15 protein-coding genes are annotated in these 16,498 nt (G+C 63.5%); 10 read left to right on the top strand and 5 right to left on the bottom strand.

Annotated features, from left to right (window positions below):
- Positions 1 to 1,085, bottom strand: a 1,085-nt coding sequence (locus ABIB80_RS09820) for an IS5 family transposase (RefSeq protein WP_354127283.1), incomplete at its 3' end; no start/stop codon positions are given.
- Between the two features lie 177 nt (positions 1,086 to 1,262).
- Here ABIB80_RS09820 and ABIB80_RS09815 point away from each other — a divergent pair.
- From ABIB80_RS09815 to ABIB80_RS09800, 4 genes are read left to right on the top strand one after another with little or no spacing between them, the layout of a single operon-like run.
- Positions 1,263 to 1,589, top strand: coding sequence for an ArsR/SmtB family transcription factor (locus ABIB80_RS09815; RefSeq protein WP_354127282.1), 327 nt, complete (start codon positions 1,263 to 1,265; stop codon positions 1,587 to 1,589).
- The gene (locus ABIB80_RS09810; RefSeq protein WP_007595695.1) at positions 1,586 to 2,017 is read left to right on the top strand and encodes an SRPBCC family protein; all 432 of its coding nucleotides are present in this window, start codon (positions 1,586 to 1,588) and stop codon (positions 2,015 to 2,017) included. Before ABIB80_RS09815 ends, ABIB80_RS09810 begins: the two co-directional genes overlap by 4 nt.
- A 45-nt stretch (positions 2,018 to 2,062) precedes the next feature.
- Complete coding sequence (locus tag ABIB80_RS09805; protein WP_007595696.1) at positions 2,063 to 2,281, top strand: hypothetical protein; 219 nt, start codon at positions 2,063 to 2,065, stop codon at positions 2,279 to 2,281.
- Between the two features lie 2 nt (positions 2,282 to 2,283).
- Positions 2,284 to 2,730: a DUF1801 domain-containing protein gene (locus tag ABIB80_RS09800; RefSeq protein ID WP_354127281.1), complete on the top strand. Its 447-nt coding sequence runs from the start codon at positions 2,284 to 2,286 to the stop codon at positions 2,728 to 2,730.
- 229 nt (positions 2,731 to 2,959) lie between these two features.
- Here the strand turns inward: ABIB80_RS09800 and ABIB80_RS09795 are convergent, their stop codons facing one another.
- From ABIB80_RS09795 to ABIB80_RS09780, 4 genes are all read right to left on the bottom strand, one after another.
- A complete protein-coding gene (locus ABIB80_RS09795; protein ID WP_007595700.1) occupies positions 2,960 to 4,495 on the bottom strand; it encodes a SpoVR family protein in 1,536 nt (511 codons plus the stop codon).
- Positions 4,492 to 5,769 (bottom strand): YeaH/YhbH family protein, encoded by a 1,278-nt coding sequence (locus tag ABIB80_RS09790; protein WP_198288307.1) that lies wholly within the window; start codon positions 5,767 to 5,769, stop codon positions 4,492 to 4,494. The genes ABIB80_RS09795 and ABIB80_RS09790 overlap by 4 nt, the downstream gene beginning before the upstream one ends.
- A 19-nt stretch (positions 5,770 to 5,788) precedes the next feature.
- Positions 5,789 to 7,732, bottom strand: a complete 1,944-nt coding sequence (locus tag ABIB80_RS09785; protein ID WP_007595704.1) for a PrkA family serine protein kinase — start codon at positions 7,730 to 7,732, stop codon at positions 5,789 to 5,791.
- A 299-nt stretch (positions 7,733 to 8,031) separates the two neighbouring features.
- Positions 8,032 to 8,661: a hypothetical protein gene (locus tag ABIB80_RS09780; RefSeq protein WP_007595706.1), complete on the bottom strand. Its 630-nt coding sequence runs from the start codon at positions 8,659 to 8,661 to the stop codon at positions 8,032 to 8,034.
- Between the two features lie 330 nt (positions 8,662 to 8,991).
- Between ABIB80_RS09780 and ABIB80_RS09775 the strand changes: the two genes are divergently transcribed.
- From ABIB80_RS09775 to ABIB80_RS09750, 6 genes are read left to right on the top strand one after another with little or no spacing between them, the layout of a single operon-like run.
- Positions 8,992 to 11,841, top strand: coding sequence for a bifunctional transaldolase/phosoglucose isomerase (locus tag ABIB80_RS09775; RefSeq protein WP_354127280.1), 2,850 nt, complete (start codon positions 8,992 to 8,994; stop codon positions 11,839 to 11,841).
- A 13-nt stretch (positions 11,842 to 11,854) separates the two neighbouring features.
- The gene (gene gnd, locus ABIB80_RS09770; RefSeq protein ID WP_007595714.1) at positions 11,855 to 12,853 is read left to right on the top strand and encodes a phosphogluconate dehydrogenase (NAD(+)-dependent, decarboxylating); all 999 of its coding nucleotides are present in this window, start codon (positions 11,855 to 11,857) and stop codon (positions 12,851 to 12,853) included.
- 28 nt (positions 12,854 to 12,881) lie between these two features.
- Positions 12,882 to 14,393, top strand: a complete 1,512-nt coding sequence (gene zwf / locus ABIB80_RS09765) for a glucose-6-phosphate dehydrogenase (protein WP_219685522.1) — start codon at positions 12,882 to 12,884, stop codon at positions 14,391 to 14,393.
- 5 nt (positions 14,394 to 14,398) lie between these two features.
- Positions 14,399 to 15,142: a 6-phosphogluconolactonase gene (gene pgl, locus ABIB80_RS09760; RefSeq protein WP_354127279.1), complete on the top strand. Its 744-nt coding sequence runs from the start codon at positions 14,399 to 14,401 to the stop codon at positions 15,140 to 15,142.
- Positions 15,129 to 15,659: a gluconokinase gene (locus ABIB80_RS09755; RefSeq protein ID WP_354127278.1), complete on the top strand. Its 531-nt coding sequence runs from the start codon at positions 15,129 to 15,131 to the stop codon at positions 15,657 to 15,659. Before pgl ends, ABIB80_RS09755 begins: the two co-directional genes overlap by 14 nt.
- A gap of 23 nt (positions 15,660 to 15,682) precedes the next feature.
- The gene (locus ABIB80_RS09750; protein WP_354127277.1) at positions 15,683 to 16,495 is read left to right on the top strand and encodes an HAD family hydrolase; all 813 of its coding nucleotides are present in this window, start codon (positions 15,683 to 15,685) and stop codon (positions 16,493 to 16,495) included.
- Positions 16,496 to 16,498: the final 3 nt, after the last annotated feature.

The raw sequence follows: 16,498 nt of genomic DNA, 5'->3' as shown, positions 1-16,498 counted from the left end.
GCAATGGGGCTCGTCCTGACCGCGCCGATCTGCGCCTTACAACGTTCATCGCAACCTCCAAACTCCTGGTGTTGCGACGACCGTTTGAATCCGCCCAGGACCGCCCATCGTTTGAGGTTCATGGCCAGGCAGAGAAGACGCAGATGGGTATGATTGCGTGCCAGGCCCAGATAGCGGGCTCGCGCCCAGCCGTAGACGCCCTTGAGGCGCGCGAAGACCTGCTCGACCGGGGCGCGGCGCCGTCCCACGGCGTCGTTGAAGCGCTTCTGCCGTTCGGTCAGGGGATGATGCTTGTTGGGCCGGAACATCAGCCGCGGCTTGATGCCCCGGGCAGCCAGCCCGGCGCGACGCTCATGCTTGTCATAGGCCTGGTCGGCGTAGACCGCCTTCTCGTCACCGCTGATCAATTCGTCGGCGGGCACCGTATCGTTGACCGCAGCGTCGGTCAGCTTGCTGCGACGAATGATCGCCGAGCCCTGGTCGACACCGACATGCGCCTTGTAGCCGAAGTATCGCTTGCCACCCTTCTTGGTCCATCGCGCATCCGTATCGCGCTCGCTATTGACCAGCTTGCTCGGCGGGCGTCCGTCCGGGCCGGGAGGCAGCGGGTCCTTTGGCGGCTTCGGCGGTTTCACGGCCGCCGGGATCAGGCTGGCGTCGATCAATGTGCCTCGGCGCAGCACCAGCCCGCGCGCGTCGATCTGGCGCAGCATCTCGGCAAACAGCGTCTCGTCCAGGCCAGCCTGCTGCAAAGCTTCGCGGAAGCGCCAGATCGTCGTGTGGTCGGGCGTCTCGTCGCCCAGCGCAAAGCCGCAGAAGTCGCGGAACGAGGCCCGGTCATCGAGCGCTTCTTCCAGTTCCGGATCGGACAGACCGTACCATTGCTGCAACAGCACAGCCTTGAACATCACCAGCCGAGGATAGGCCGGCGCGCCACGCTCCGGCTCCGGCAGGCCGCTCAGCACGCGCTCGACAGCCGCCCAATCCACCAGTTCGCCAATCCGCCTCAGGACCGCACCCCCTTTGCCCCGCCGCGACGCCAACGCATCTGCGAAGCTCGGTTGCCCCACCTGCCGATATGCCATCCCCAGATCCTCTTCAGATGTCTCTTAGAGAATCGCAGATTCGCGATTTACGCAAAGCCCTCGCAAGCGGGAGAGGTAAGAGGAGTTTGCGGGATCGCTTCCACACCACTTCCCCACTTGACACATCCATAACTCCACGGTTATGAATATACCCATAACTTACAGGTTATGGATTACATGCCCCCCGCCGCTCACGACCTTCTGTTCAGGACGCTCGCCGACCCCACCCGTCGGGCGATCTTCGAGCGATTGTGCCGCGAGGGCGAACAGACGGTCGGGGCCCTGACGGCACTGTCGGGCGTGTCCCAGCCGGCGGTCTCAAAACATCTCGGCGCGCTGAAGCAGGCTGGCCTCGTGCGCGACCGGCATCAAGGACGGCAGACGCATTACAGCGCCCAACCCGGCGCGCTCAATCCGCTGATCGACTGGACCAGCCAGATGGCCGGATTCTGGCAGAACCGGCTCGACGCGCTCGACGATCTCCTGAAGAGGATGGACCAATGAACGAATCCGCGACCGAAACCCGATCTGTCGTCGTCGAGCGCGAATTTGCCTTTCCGGCAGAGCGGATCTGGCGCGCGCTGACGCAGCCGCATCTGATCGAGGAATGGCTGATGAAGAACGACTTCAAGCCGAACGTGGGCCACCGCTTCAACCTTCGCGGCGAATGGGGCGGCGTGCTGGACTGCGAAGTCCTCACCATCGAGCCGCAGAAGACGCTCGCCTACACCTGGAATTTCTCGCACGAGGACGCGGCGTTCGATCTCAAGAGCGTCGTGACCTTCACGCTGACGCCGACGGGCGCAGGCACTCATCTGCGTGTCGAGCAAGCGGGCTTCAGCCCGGCGCAGAAGCAGGCATTTGGCGGCGCGCATGCCGGCTGGAAGCAGTTTCTCACCAAGCTGGACGAGCTGCTGGCCAAGGCAGACTAGCTCGGCCGCCGGCCTTCATTTCGATCATCTCAAGAGGAGGTTTCATTGACCGGAAATATGTGGATTCGACAGATCCATCGCTGGCTGTCGATTGCTTTCACGCTGGCCGTCATCGCCAACATCGTCGCCCTGACGATGCAAGTCCAGGCGACGTGGATCGGCTTGCTCGCCTTCGTCCCATTGATCCCGTTGCTTGCGACCGGGCTCTACATGTTCGCGCTGCCATATCTCGGCCGCGGCCGCGGCGCCCGACAAGAGGCGTGAGCATGAAGAAGGCCGTGACCGCGAAAACCAGCAGCGCGATGAAGACGAATGGCGCTTCGCCATCCAGGATGATCGACGGCAGGATCAAGGAGCTCGGCGACTGGCGCGGCGACATGCTCGGGCGAATCCGCGGCCTGATCAAGGAGGCCGACCCTGATGTCGTCGAGGAATGGAAGTGGCGCGGCGTTCCGGTGTGGGAGCACGACGGCATCATCTGCACCGGCGAGACCTACAAGGCCGTGGTGAAGATGACCTTTGCCAAGGGCGCCGCGCTGGACGATCCCGCCGGCCTGTTCAACTCGAGCCTCGACGGCAACGTGCGCCGCGCGATCGATATTCGCGAAGGCGACAAGATCAACGAGAAGGCGTTGAAGGCGCTGATCCGCGCAGCCGTGGAGCTGAATGCGTCGAAAGCCAAGAAGAAGCCGGCGAAGAAGCGATCGACTTAGAGCACGATTGATTCACGTTGATCGCTTTAGCAGCCGCGGACTGGCTGCAACCTCTCCCGCTTGCGGGAGAGGTCGGCGCGTAGCGCCGGGTGAGGGCTCTATCCTCTGGGGGAATCCCGCTGCGGAGACACCCTCTCCCCACCCCTCCCCCGCAAGCGGGGGAGGGAGCGCAGCTCCCTGGCAGAAGCCACAAGGCTAATCTTGTCGCGCTCCGGAAGCTGCCCCGCCCTCACGCCACCGCCGAGATCGGCCGCGGGCTCACGACGTATTCGCGCAGCACCTTGTCGTTGGAATCGACCTCGATCAGTGCGACATCGTAGGTCCAGAGATCGGCGAGATGCTGGAGCACGCGCTTGGCGTCGGTCTCGTTGAGCTGCGCGCCCTTGATGACATGGTGATGCAGGATCAGCCGCCGGTCGCCGGAGAGATCGACGTCGACCACCTCGATATTCGCGTCGATGTAGCCGACATCGTGCTGCCGTGCCAGCTCGCGCCGGACGCGGCGGAAGCCGCGCTCGTCGTGAATGGCGTCGACCCGGATGCCGGCGCGCTCCTCGGGATCGTCATGCAGGTGGAACATGCGGAGATGCCGCATCAGCTTCGGACTCAGGAACTGGGCGATAAAACTCTCGTCGCGGTAATTGGCCCAGACGTCGCGCAGCACGCCCATCACGTCGTTCTTGCCGGCGATGTCCGGGAACCACTCGCGGTCCTCGTCTTCCGGCCGGGTGACGATGCGCTCGATGTCCTGCATCATGGCGAAGCCGAGCGCATAGGGATTGAAGCCGGAAAAGCGCTGGTCGTCGAATTCGGGCTGGAACACGACGTTGGTGTGCGACTGCAGGAATTCGAGAAAATTGCCGTCGCTGATGCGGCCCTGCTGATGCAGCTTGGTCATGATGCGATAGTGGACGTAGGTCGCCGTCCCCTCGTTCATCACCTTGGTCTGGCTCTGCGGATAGAAATATTGCGCGATGTGGCGAACGATGCGCAACAGCTCGCGCTGCCATGGCGCCAGCCGCGGCGCGCTCTTCTCGAGGAAATACAGCAGGTTTTCCTGCGGCAGGCCGAGCAGCTTGCGGCGCCGTTCGACGCTGAGCGCGGACCGGGTCTTGCTCTTTCCCGCCGGCACGGTGCGCCAGAGGTCGTTGAAGACCTCCTCCTCATGCTGGCGGCGGCGCCCTGCCCGCTTCTCTTCGGCGCGGAGGTCGAGCTTCTTCTTGCCGGGATAGCGGTCGATCCCATGCGACATCAGCGCATGCGCGGCATCGAGGGTGCGCTCGACCTCGACGCGGCCGTAGCGATCCTCGCATTGCATGACGTAGTTCTTGGCGAAATCCAGATAGTCCAGTATGCCGTCGGCGTCGGTCCACTGCTTGAACAGATAGTTGTTCTTGAAGAAGTGGTTGTGGCCGAAGGCGGCGTGCGCGATCACCAGGGTCTGCATCGTCGCCGTGTTCTCCTCCATCAGGTAGGAGATGCAGGGCGAGGAGTTGATCACGATCTCATAGGCAAGTCCCATCAGGCCCTTGCGGTATGAGGCCTCGTGATACGCGAAGTGCTTTCCGAATGACCAGTGCTTGTAGAACAGCGGCATGCCGACCGACGAATAGGCGTCCAGCATCTGCTCGGCGGTGATGACTTCGATCTGGTTCGGATAGACGTCGAGCCCGAGATCTTTCGTCGCCACCTCCTCGCAGGCATCCGTGATGCGCTGCAAGGTGTGAAAATCCCAATCGGCGCCTTCGAACAAGCGTTCTGTCATGGAGCGGCTTTCTCCTGGGCAGTGTCGCGGCGCTGAAACAGATCGTGGAAGACCGGAAAAATCTCGCTGCGCTCGCTGACCTTGCGCATCGAGAGCGGTGCGCCGCTGTTGCGCAGGCGCTCGTAGAGAGTCCAGAGCGAGGAGTCAGACAGATCGAAAGCGCTGCCGCCGGACTCGCCGACCTCGAGATAGGCAAAGAACTGGCAGACCGGCAGGATCTTGTCGGTCAGCAGCATGCCCGCGAGCTCGCCGTCGGAATAGGAATTATCGCCGTCGGAGGCTTGGGCGGCGTAGATATTCCAGTCCGACGGGCTGAAGCGTTCGCGCACGATCTCGTGCATCGCCTGCAGCGCGCTGGAGACCAGCGTGCCGCCGGAAGCCGGGCCGTAGAAGAAGGTCTGCTCGTCCACCTCCTCGGCGCGATCGGTGTGGCGGATGAAGACGATGTCGACATGCTTGTAGCGGCGCTTCAGGAACACGTAGAGCAGCATGTAGAAGCGCTTGGCGAGATCCTTCATGTGCTCGGACATCGAGCCCGACACGTCCATCAGGCAGAACATCACGGCCTGGGCAACGGGCTTGGGCACCGTCTCGAAGCGGCGGTAGCGGATATCGAGCGGATCGATGAAGGGAATGCGCTTGGACTTCGCCTTCAGTTTTTCGAGCTGGGCCATCAGCACCAGACGCTCGTCCTCGTCCGCGCAGGCGGCGATGGCGGCTTCCAGCTCTTCGATCTCCTCCTTGCTGGGACGCTTGAGCGCGATACGGCGCGCCAGTGCGCGCCGAACCGTCCGGCTCACCGAGATGTTGGATGGCGAGCCCGACGTGGTGTAGCCGGCGCGCTGGATGCCCTCGCTCTCGGTGTGCGCGATCTTGCGCTTGGCAAGGTCGGGCAATTCGAGATCGTCGAGAAAGAGATCGACGAATTCGTCGCGGCTGAGCACGAAACGGAAGGCGTCCTCGCTGTCGCCTTCGCCCGGTCCGGAATCCTTGGCGCTGCCCTGGCCCGAGCGCTGGAGGTAGTCGCCCTCGATGAACTTCTTGTTCCCGGGCAACACCATGTCGCGCGTTCCGCCGTCGCGGCGGAAACGCGGCTCATGCATGCCGTCGAGCGGAATGGTGACCTCGCCACCCTCCAGGACGTCCTTGATGTCGCGTTCCTGCGAGGTCTTCTTGACGGCGCCCTGCACCAGGGATTTGGCCCGACGCAAGAACCGCTGCCGGTTCTCGAGACTCTTGCCGCCAGGATTCAGGCGCCTGTCAATAATGTGAATCGGCACTTTTCCATCCGCCTCAACCGGCCTGCTTCACGCGCATGTACCATTCGACGAGCCGGCGAACCTGACGCTCGGTGTAGCCGCGCTCCACCATGCGTGCGACGAACTCGCCGTGCTTCTTCTCCGTCTCGCCGTCCTTCTTCGACCCGAAGGAGATGACCGGAAGCAGGTCCTCGACCTGGGAGAATATCCGCTTTTCGATCACATCGCGAATCTTCTCGTAGGAGATCCAGGTCGGATTCTTGCCGCCGTTCTGGGCGCGCGACCGTAACGAGAATTTGACCACCTCGTTGCGGAAATCCTTCGGATTGGCGATGCCCGCCGGCTTCTCGATCTTGGTCAGCTCCTGGTTCAAAAGCTCGCGATCCAACAGCTGGCCGGTGTCGGCGTCCTTGAAATCCTGGTCCTCGATCCAGGCATCGGCGTAGTCGACGTAGCGGTCGAACAGGTTCTGGCCGTAATCCGAGTAGGATTCGAGATAAGCCTTCTGGATCTCGTTGCCGATGAACTCGGCATAACGCGGTGCAAGGTCCGCCTTGATGAATTCGAGGTAGCGCTTCTCGACTTCCTCGGGCAGCTGCTCGCGCTTGATCGATTGCTCCAGCGCGTACATCAGATGCACGGCGTCGGCGGCGACTTCCTGCGGATCGTGGTTGAAGGTCGCAGCCAGGATCTTGAAGGCAAAGCGGGTGGAAACACCGTCCATGCCCTCGTCGACGCCGGCGGCATCGCGATATTCCTGGACGCTGCGCGCCTTCGGATCGGTCTCCTTCAGGCTCTCGCCGTCGTAGACCCTCATCTTGGCGTAGGTCGTGGAATTTTCGTGCTTGCGCAGGCGCGACATCACCGAGAACCGCGCCAGCGTTTCCAGCGTCGCGGGCGCGCAAGGCGCGGCCGCGAGCTCGGAGCCCTGGATCAGCTTCTCGTAGATCTTCTGCTCCTCCGTGATCCGCAGGCAGTACGGCACCTTGATCACGCAGATGCGGTCGATGAAGGCCTCGTTGTTCTTGTTGGCCTTGAAGCTCGACCACTCGGCTTCGTTGGAGTGCGCGAGGATGACGCCGGTGAACGGAATCGCGCCGATGTTCTCGGTGCCGATGTAGTTGCCTTCCTGCGTCGCGGTGAGCAGCGGGTGCAGCATCTTGATCGGGGCCTTGAACATCTCGACGAACTCGAGCACGCCCTGGTTGGCGCGGTTGAGGCCGCCGGAATAGCTGTAAGCGTCGGGATCGTTCTGCGCGTAGGTTTCGAGCTTGCGGATGTCGACCTTGCCGACCAGAGAGGAGATGTCCTGGTTGTTCTCGTCACCCGGCTCGGTCTTGGCGATGCCGATCTGGCGCAGCCGCGACGGCTGGATTTTTGCGACTCGGAACTGGGAAATGTCGCCGCCGAAGGCTTCCAGCCGCTTGTAGCACCACGGGCTCATCAGGCCGGTGAGACGGCGGCGTGGAATGCCGTATTTCTCTTCCAGCATCGGGCCGAGCTGATCCGGATCGAACAGGCTGAGCGGACTTTCGAACACGGGCGAGAGCTCGTCGCCAGCCTTGAGCACGTAGATCGGATGCACTTCCATCAGCGACTTCAGCCGCTCGGCGAGCGAGGATTTGCCGCCGCCGACCGGACCGAGCAGATACAGGATCTGCTTACGCTCTTCGAGGCCCTGCGCCGCGTGACGGAAGAAACCGACGATGCGCTCGATGGTTTCTTCCATGCCGTAGAAGCCGGCGAAGGCCGGATAGGTGCGGATCGTGCGGTTCAAAAAAATACGGCCAAGGCGTGGGTCCTTGGCCGTGTCAATCGTCTGGGGCTCACCGATCGCTGCTAGCAGTCGTTCGGCCGCGTTCGCGTATTTCATGGGATCGCTTCGACACGATTCCAGATATTCCGCCATCGACATGTCGTGTTGGCTTCTCGCCTCGAACGACTTAGCGAAAGCGTTGAATAGAGAATCGTTGTACATGATCCCTCTCCGCGTGAGTTCCGCTACACAATTGAACGAAAGCAGCGACCGGACCGTTCCTTAGCGCCACTCTCGAATCAGCGTGAGCACATGACGATCATTCGACACCCGGGCGCCTTCTCGGCGCAACGCACAACGTAGGCACAGGGTGAGTTACGAACAGGCACCTGCCTGATATTTGAGCGAATCTTTGTCTATATTGGCTCATTTCCAGAAAATGTCACTCGCTCGCAACATCCGGGCGTTACCGGGGATGCGTTCATCCGGCCTCGCATCATAGCGGTCTGCGAACGGCGATCTTATGACGCTTGTGCGGCGAAGCCTTGCGTGCCGCGTTCATCTTCCTGCTGCAATGCGGTGCGCGGACCGCCGGCGGCGTGATAGTCGCGGCAAGCGCGCAGCAGTGTATCAAAATCGGTCGCTAGGCCCTCCGACCGGATGACGATGCGATCGTCCCTCACGGAGCGGGCCAAGCCGCGGATGCTGCAGAGCTGCCGCTGCAAGGCCGGCGTCGGCGTCAGCACGATCACCTTGCGCCCGCGGCGTTCTTCAGCCGAAATCTCCGCGATAGAGTCCCACAGCAGAAATTCATTGCCGATGCGGAGATCGCGGATGCCATAGGGGGTGACGATCACCACCGATCCCCGCTCGGCGGGGAGCATCCAGATCAGCCGACCGGTCATCACGGCGAACACCACCACGCCGGCAGAGCCGACCGTCGCGTCGTAATCGCCAAAAGCGCTCGACCAGCCCAAGGCGAGCGTTGCGCTGAGCAGCGTCATGGCGAAGCCCGCTACGACCAGCAGCCGCGTTTGGGTCGTACACGGACCGATTTCGAGATCGTGGGACGCATCGACGCATCCGGTCGACGTGACCGACTGGGGGCTGTCTGTGACAGCGAGCGCCAGACGGTCATGATGTGCTTGCATGCTTTCCCCCAGCATGGCCATTCGCGACCGAGCCACGATGCATCAGCCGGACCGGAATCCGCTGATGAGTACTCCGCGCAGCCGCTAGCGGCGAGGCGAGACAGCTGGCGTTACACAACAAGGCCCCGACCGATTCCTCACGGCCAACGACCTTTTTACGCAACTCGGCTCCCTTTACGCGGATCGCCATGATCGCGACGGAGTTACACTGGAGGATATGACGCCCATACCCTTGATTGGTTCCCTCAAGGAAGCATGTAAGCTAGAGGATAGCGCGTCAGGACCGGCGCGGAAACCCCTCGCCCGCAGGCTTGGAGATAAATTAGCATCATGAATCCCGTCAAAGAACTGGAAAAGCACGGACAAGCCGTCTGGCTGGACTTCCTGGCCCGCGGCTTCATCGCCAAGGGCGACCTGAAGCGGCTGATCGACACCGACGGCGTCAAGGGCGTCACCTCCAACCCCTCGATCTTCGAGAAAGCGATCGGCAGCTCGGACGAGTACGACGCGCCGATCGGCAAGGCGTTGAAGCGCGGCGATCGGTCGGTCGCCGACCTGTTCGAGGCCGTCGCGGTCGAGGACATCCAGAACGCCGCCGACGTGCTGCGCCCGGTCTACGACCGCCTCAAGGGTGGCGACGGCTATGTCAGCCTTGAAGTCTCGCCCTATCTGGCGATGGACACCGCCGGCACGGTCACCGAGGCGCGGCGGCTCTGGAAGGACGTCAACCGCAAGAACCTGATGGTGAAGGTGCCGGCAACGCCGGAGGGCCTGCCGGCGATCGAGACCCTGATCGGCGACGGCATCAGCATTAACATCACGCTGCTGTTCTCCAAGGCAGTCTACCTTCAGGTCGCCGAGGCCTATCTCGCGGGCCTGGAGAAATACGTCGCCGGTGGCGGCGACCCCTCGCATGTCGCGAGCGTGGCCAGCTTCTTCGTCAGCCGCATCGACAGCATGGTCGACAAGCAGCTCGACGAGAAGATCGCTCGCGCCAACGATCCGTCCGAGAAGGAGCGGCTGGCCGCGCTGAAGGGCAAGGTCGCGATCGCCAATGCCAAGGTCGCCTATCAGGATTACAAGCGCCTGTTCTCAGGTCCCCGCTGGGACAAGCTCGCCGCCAAGGGCGCCAAGCCGCAGCGCATGCTGTGGGCGTCGACCGGCACCAAGAACAAGGATTACAGCGACGTCCTCTATGTCGAGGAGCTGATCGGCCCCGACACCATCAACACCGTGCCGCCGGCGACGCTCGACGCATTCCGTGACCACGGCAAGCCGCGCGACAGCCTTGAAGAAAACCTCGACGACGCCCGCCGCGTGCTGGAAGAGCTGGAGCGCTCCGGCGTCTCGCTCGATGCCATCACAGAGGAGCTCGTCAAGGACGGCGTCAAGCAGTTCGCCGACGCCGCCGACAAGCTCTATGGTGCGGTCGCCCACAAGCGCGCCACCGTGCTCGGGCCCGCGATCGACCGCCAGCTGCTCTCGCTCGGCGACGGTCTCGGCAAGGCCGTGGCCAAGAGCACCGAGGAATGGCGCGCGTCGGCCAAGATCCGTAGGCTGTGGCAGCGCGACAAATCGGTCTGGACCGGCACTGACGAGGACAAATGGCTCGGCTGGCTCGACAGCGCCGCCAAGGCCGATGTTGCCGACTATGAGGACTATGCCAGTCGCGTGAAAGGCCAGAAATTCTCCGACGCCGTCGTGCTCGGCATGGGCGGATCAAGCCTCGGGCCGGAGGTGCTGGCCGAGACCTTTGGCAAGAAACCCGGGTTCCCGAAGCTGCACGTGCTGGATTCCACCGATCCGGCGCAGGTGCGGGCGATGGAGGCCAGGATCGACATCGCCAACACCGTGTTCATCGTCTCAAGCAAGTCCGGCGGCACCACCGAACCGAATGCGATGAAGGATTATTTCCACGAGCGCGTCACGCAGGCGGTCGGGCCGAAGGTCAAGACCGGCCATCGCTTCATTGCGGTCACCGATCCCGGATCGTCGCTGGAGAAGGCGGCGAAGACTCTGAGCTATGCACGCATCTTCCACGGCGAGCCCTCCATCGGCGGACGCTATTCGGTGCTCTCGCCGTTTGGCCTGGTGCCGGCGGCAACCGCGGGCATCGATATCAAGACCTTCGTCAAGCATGCGCTTGCCATGGCCCGCTCCTGCGGACCGGACGTGCCGCCAGCCGAGAACCCTGGCGTGCAGCTTGGCCTTGCCATGGGCCATGCAGCGCTCGAAGGCCGCGACAAGGTGACGATCCTGTCGTCGAAGAGGATCGCCGATTTCGGCGCCTGGGCTGAGCAGCTCATCGCGGAATCGACCGGCAAGGATGGCAAGGGTCTGATCCCGATCGACGGCGAGCCGCTGGGCGAGCCTGGGGTCTACGGCAATGACCGGCTCTTCATCGACATCCGTATCGAGGGCGAAGCAGACGCCGCCCATGACTCGCAGCTTGCTGCGATCGAAGCGGCCGGTCATCCCGTCGTGCGCATCGTGATGAAGTCGATCGACCATCTCGGCCAGGAGTTCTTCCGCTTCGAGATGGCAACGGCGGTGGCGGGCAGCATCCTCGGCATCAACCCGTTCGACCAGCCGGACGTGGAAGCGGCCAAGATCAAGACCCGAGAGCTCACCGCGTCATTCGAAAAGACCGGCGCGCTGCCGGCCGAGCAGCCGGTGGTCAGCACCAATGAGGCCGATCTCTACACCGACGAGACCAACGCCGCGGCCCTGCGCGCCGCCGGCGCCAACGGCGACCTCACCTCATGGCTGAAGGCGCATCTGTCGCGCTCCAACCATGGCGATTATGTCGCCCTGCTCGGCTACATCGCGCGCGACAAGGCGACGATCGACGCACTCCAGACCATGCGGCTCGAAGTGCGCGAGAAGCGACATGTCGCAACCTGCGCCGAGTTCGGACCGCGTTTCCTGCACTCGACAGGACAGGCCTACAAGGGCGGCCCCGACAGCGGCGTGTTCCTCCAGATCACCGCCGACGATGCCAGGGACCTGCCGGTGCCGGGCCAGAAGGCCAGCTTCGGCGTCATCAAGGCCGCGCAGGCGCGCGGCGACTTCGACGTGCTCACCGAGCGCGGCCGGCGCGCGCTGCGGGTCCACCTGAAGGGCGGGCTCAAGAAGGGTCTCGCGGCGCTCAATGCCGCGCTCAACGACGCACTGAACTAAGGGAATTCCTCAAATGCAACTCGGCATGATCGGCCTCGGCCGGATGGGCGGCAACATCGTTCGCCGCCTGATGCGCCACGGCCATTCGACCGTGGTCTACGACAAGGACGCCAAGGCCGTCGCCGGCCTTGCCGCAGACGGCGCGGTCGGCTCGGCGACGCTCGAAGAGTTCATTGCGAAACTGGAGCGGCCGCGCGCGGCGTGGGTGATGCTGCCGGCCGGCCACATCACCGAGACCACGATCGACACGATCGCGGGCGCGATGCAGGAAGGCGACGTCATCATCGACGGCGGCAACACGTTCTGGCAGGACGACGTCCGCCGCGGCAAGGCGCTGAAGCAGCGCGGCATCCACTATGTCGACGTCGGCACCTCCGGCGGCGTCTGGGGCCTCGACCGCGGCTATTGCATGATGATCGGCGGCGAGAAACAGGTGGTCGATCGGCTCGATCCGATCTTCGCCGCGCTCGCGCCCGGCGCCGGCGACATTTCGCGCACGGAGGGACGTGAGGGCCGCGATCCCCGCATCGAGCAGGGCTACATCCATGCCGGCGCCGTCGGCGCCGGGCATTTCGTCAAGATGATCCACAACGGTATCGAATACGGCCTGATGCAGGCCTATGCCGAAGGTTTTGACATCCTCAAGAACGCCAACATCGAGGCCTTGCCGGCGGATCATCGTTACGATTTCGATCTCGCCGATATCGCCGAGGTGTGGCGGCGTGGCAGCGTGATCCCGTCCTGGCTGCTCGATCTCACCTCGACGGCGCTCGCCGACAGCCCGGCGTTGACGGAATATTCCGGTTTCGTCGACGATTCCGGCGAAGGACGCTGGACTGTGAACGCGGCGATCGACGAGGCCGTGCCGGCCGAAGTCCTGACCGCGGCGCTGTTCGCACGTTTCCGTTCCCGCAAGGAACACACCTTCGCCGAGAAAATTCTCTCAGCGATGCGAGCCGGCTTCGGCGGCCACAAGGAGCCGAAGCAGCCGGCTGCTTCGAAGCCGAAATAGCAATTAGCAGAGCGAAGGCCAATAGTTCGTGACAAAAGACCCGCAAGCCAAGCGCAAGCCGGAAAATTGCGCCTTCGTCATCTTTGGTGTCACCGGCGACCTCACCCATCGGCTGGTGATGCCATCGCTCTACAATCTGGCGGCCGAGCATCTGTTACCGGAAAAGTTCTGCGTGGTCGGCGTCGCCCGCCGGGGCCAGTCGGACGACGAGCTGCGCGACAGCCTGTTAAAGGGCTTGCGCCAGTTCGCGACCCGGCCGGTGGACGACGACATTGCCAAGAAGCTGCTGGAATGCGTGACCTTCGTCGAAGCCGACGCAAAGGATCCGCCATCCTTTGATCGCCTGCGCGAGCATCTGGATTCCCTGGAATGCGCGCAGGACACCGGCGGCAACCGGCTGTTCTACCTGGCGACCCCGCCGGCCGCGTTCGCGCCGACCGCGCGCGAGCTCGGCCGCACCGGCATGATGAAGGAGAACGGCGCGTGGCGGCGGCTGGTGATCGAAAAGCCGTTCGGCACCGACCTCGCCTCCGCGCGCGCGCTGAATGGCGAGCTGCTGAAGATCATGGACGAGCACCAGATCTACCGGATCGATCACTATCTCGGCAAGGAGACGGTGCAGAACATCCTGGTGCTGCGCTTTGCCAACGGCATGTTCGAGCCGATCTGGAATCGCAACCATATCGACCACATCCAGATCACGGTGGAGGAAAAGCTCGGCGTCGGCCATCGCGGCGGCTTCTACGATGCCACCGGCGCGCTGCGCGATATGGTGCCGAACCATCTGTTTCAGCTGATGTCGCTGGTCGCGATGGAGCCGCCGGCGCGTTTCGATGCCCATTCCGTGCGCTCCGAGAAAGCCGAGATTCTGACCTCGATTCAGCGCCCGAGCGAAGAAGAAGCGCTGAAGAGCTCGGTGCGCGCCCAATATCTGTCGGGGCGCATCGGCGACGATGAGATCCCGGACTATCGCAAGACCGAGGACGTCAAACCCGGCAGCACCACCGAAACCTATGTCGCGCTGAAACTGATGATCGACAATTGGCGCTGGGCCGGCGTGCCGTTCTATTTGCGCACCGGCAAGGCGCTCGGCCACAAGCGCACCGAGGTCGCGATCAAGTTCAAGCAGGCGCCGCTGTCGATGTTCTCAGGCACGGCTGTCGATCGTCTCTCTCAGAACTTCCTCACGATCGGCATCGCACCGACGGAGACCATCGAGCTCCAGTTCAACGCCAAGATCCCGGGGCCGAGCGTCACCATCGACGGCGTCGAGATGAAGTTCCGCTATGGCGACTATTTCCGGGCCGATCCCTCGACCGGCTACGAGACGCTGATCTACGACTGCATGATCGGCGACAACATCCTGTTCCAGCGCGCCGACGGCATCGAAGCCGGGTGGCAGGCGGTGCAGCCGTTCCTGGACGCCTGGAAGAACGCGGGCAGCAACGGCATCGAGACCTATCAAGCCGGCAGCGACGGCCCCGCCTGCGCCGATGAATTGCTCCGCCGCGACGGCCGAAGCTGGCGTAAGTTTTCGTGACGGCGATGGCCGGACAGCCGAAGCTGATCGTCGCGGCCGACGCCGAGGCTCTCGCCCGGGCCGCGGCCGAACGGGTGATGGCGCGAATCGCGGCCAATCCCGGGCGCATCGCGATCTGCCTGACCGGCGGCTCCAGCCCGAAGAAGCTCTACCAGCTGCTGGGCAGCGAGGCCTGGCGCGAAAAAATCCCGTGGGAGCGCGTGCACTGGTTCATCGGTGACGAGCGCTTCGTGCCCGAAAGCGATCCCCTCAACAACATGGCGGTCGCGCGCGCGACCTTTCTCGATCGCAACGCGCCCTCCGGCCATGTTCACCCGATCCCGACGACGGCTGACACCCCCGATCAGAGCGCCGAGGCCTATGCGCGCGAGCTGCAGGCTTTCTACGGCGCGGAAAGCCTGGATCCGGCACGGCCGCTGTTCGACATGGTTTTGATGGGCGCAGGCCCGGACGGCCACACCGCTTCGCTGTTCCCGGGTTATCCTGCGATCGAGGAGACGAGACGCTGGGTGGTCGGCGTCCCCAAGGCCAATGTTGCCCCCTTCGTGCCGCGGGTCTCGCTCACCCTGCCCGCGCTGGCGTCCTGCCGCGAAATGCTGTTCGAGATTGCGGGGCACGACAAGCAGCCGATCTTGACGCGCCTCCTCAATGGCGAGACTCTGCCGGCTGTACGCGCGCGCTCGAATGGCGAGACCGTCTGGCTGGTCGACCAAGCCGCGCTTCCGGGGGGAATTCGTGACGGGCGTTGAAGCACCTTGTGCATTGATCGTGATGGGCGTGTCGGGTTCGGGCAAGAGTACGGTTGCAAAAGCGCTGGGCGAGCGCCTCGGCTGGCGATTCGAGGACGGAGACAGCTTTCATCCCGCCAGCAATGTCGAGAAGATGCGGGCCGGCCATCCCCTCACCGACGAGGACCGCTGGCCCTGGCTCAACGCCATTGCCGACGAGATCGCGCGGGTCTGTGACAAGGGCGAGCACGTGATCATCGCCTGCTCGGCGCTAAAGCATACTTATCGGGACGTGCTGGTGCGCGGACGCGACGACGTCCGCTTCATATTCCTGCGGGGCACGAAGGAGCTGATCGCCGCTCGCCTTGCGCAACGCAAGGGGCATTTCATGCCGCCCGGCCTGCTGACGAGCCAGTTCAACACGCTGGAGCCGCCCGAGGCTGGCGAGCACGTGATCACCGTCTCGATCGACGAATCCGTGGAAGCGATCGTGGACGGCGCGGTGCGACAGCTGAAACTGGGCGGCGCGAAACGCTGAGGCCAAACACCCAAGGGATTGTCATGACAATAATCTCGCTCGTCGTCTCCGACGTCGACGGTACGCTGCTGACGAAGGACAAGACGCTGACCGACCGCGCGAGGTCCGCGGTGCAGCGTCTGCACCAGGCCGGCATCGGTTTCACGATTACGTCGAGCCGGCCCGCGATCGGCATGCGCTTCCTGATCGAACCGCTGGCGCTCTGGCTGCCGGTCGGCCCGTTCAATGGCTCCTCGATCGTCGATCCCGAGATGAATCCGGTCGAGCAGCATTTGATTCCGGCGAGCGCCGCCGAGCGGTCCCTGCAAATCCTCCGGGACTTCGGCGCCGACATCTGGCTGTTCACCACCGACAAATGGCTGATCGACAAGCCTGATGGCCAATACGTCGCTCACGAGCAGCACACCATCCGCTCCGATCCCACCATCGTCACGGACTTTTCACCGTATCTCGCGAGCGCCTGCAAGATCGTCGGCGCCAGCGCCGATGCAGCCGGCCTCGAAGCATGCGAGAAGGTAATGCAGCAGGCGCTCGGCAGCGAGGCCACTGCTGTGCGTTCGCAAACCTATTACCTCGACATCACCCCGCCCGGTTTCGACAAGGGCACATTCGTGCAAGCCATGGCCAAGCGCCTCGGCATTTCAACAGACGCGGTCGCCACCATCGGCGACATGCAGAACGACCTCGCGATGTTCCGCGTCAGCGGCACCTCGATCGCCATGGGTAACGCCGCCGACAACGTCAAGGACCAGGCCACCCACGTCACCGCGTCCAACGAGCAGGACGGTTTTGCGGAGGCGATGGAGATGATCTTGAAGCGGAACGGGGTCGCCTAGGTC

This window comes from Bradyrhizobium sp. i1.15.2 (genome assembly GCF_040548425.1).
GTDB lineage: Bacteria > Pseudomonadota > Alphaproteobacteria > Rhizobiales > Xanthobacteraceae > Bradyrhizobium > Bradyrhizobium canariense.
This window is presented reverse-complemented; position numbering and strand designations above follow the sequence as displayed.

Excerpts from the sequence above, each read along its gene's own strand:
- ABIB80_RS09815 (WP_354127282.1), top strand. The coding sequence starts at position 1,263 with ATGCCCCCCGCCGCTCACGACCTTCTGTTCAGGACGCTCGCCGACCCC.
- gnd (WP_007595714.1), top strand. The coding sequence starts at position 11,855 with ATGCAACTCGGCATGATCGGCCTCGGCCGGATGGGCGGCAACATCGTT.
- ABIB80_RS09750 (WP_354127277.1), top strand. The coding sequence starts at position 15,683 with ATGACAATAATCTCGCTCGTCGTCTCCGACGTCGACGGTACGCTGCTG.
- ABIB80_RS09780 (WP_007595706.1), bottom strand. The coding sequence starts at position 8,661 with ATGCAAGCACATCATGACCGTCTGGCGCTCGCTGTCACAGACAGCCCC.
- ABIB80_RS09795 (WP_007595700.1), bottom strand. The coding sequence starts at position 4,495 with ATGACAGAACGCTTGTTCGAAGGCGCCGATTGGGATTTTCACACCTTG.
- ABIB80_RS09785 (WP_007595704.1), bottom strand. The coding sequence starts at position 7,732 with ATGTACAACGATTCTCTATTCAACGCTTTCGCTAAGTCGTTCGAGGCG.
- ABIB80_RS09800 (WP_354127281.1), top strand. The coding sequence starts at position 2,284 with ATGAAGAAGGCCGTGACCGCGAAAACCAGCAGCGCGATGAAGACGAAT.
- ABIB80_RS09810 (WP_007595695.1), top strand. The coding sequence starts at position 1,586 with ATGAACGAATCCGCGACCGAAACCCGATCTGTCGTCGTCGAGCGCGAA.
- ABIB80_RS09775 (WP_354127280.1), top strand. The coding sequence starts at position 8,992 with ATGAATCCCGTCAAAGAACTGGAAAAGCACGGACAAGCCGTCTGGCTG.
- pgl (WP_354127279.1), top strand. The coding sequence starts at position 14,399 with ATGGCCGGACAGCCGAAGCTGATCGTCGCGGCCGACGCCGAGGCTCTC.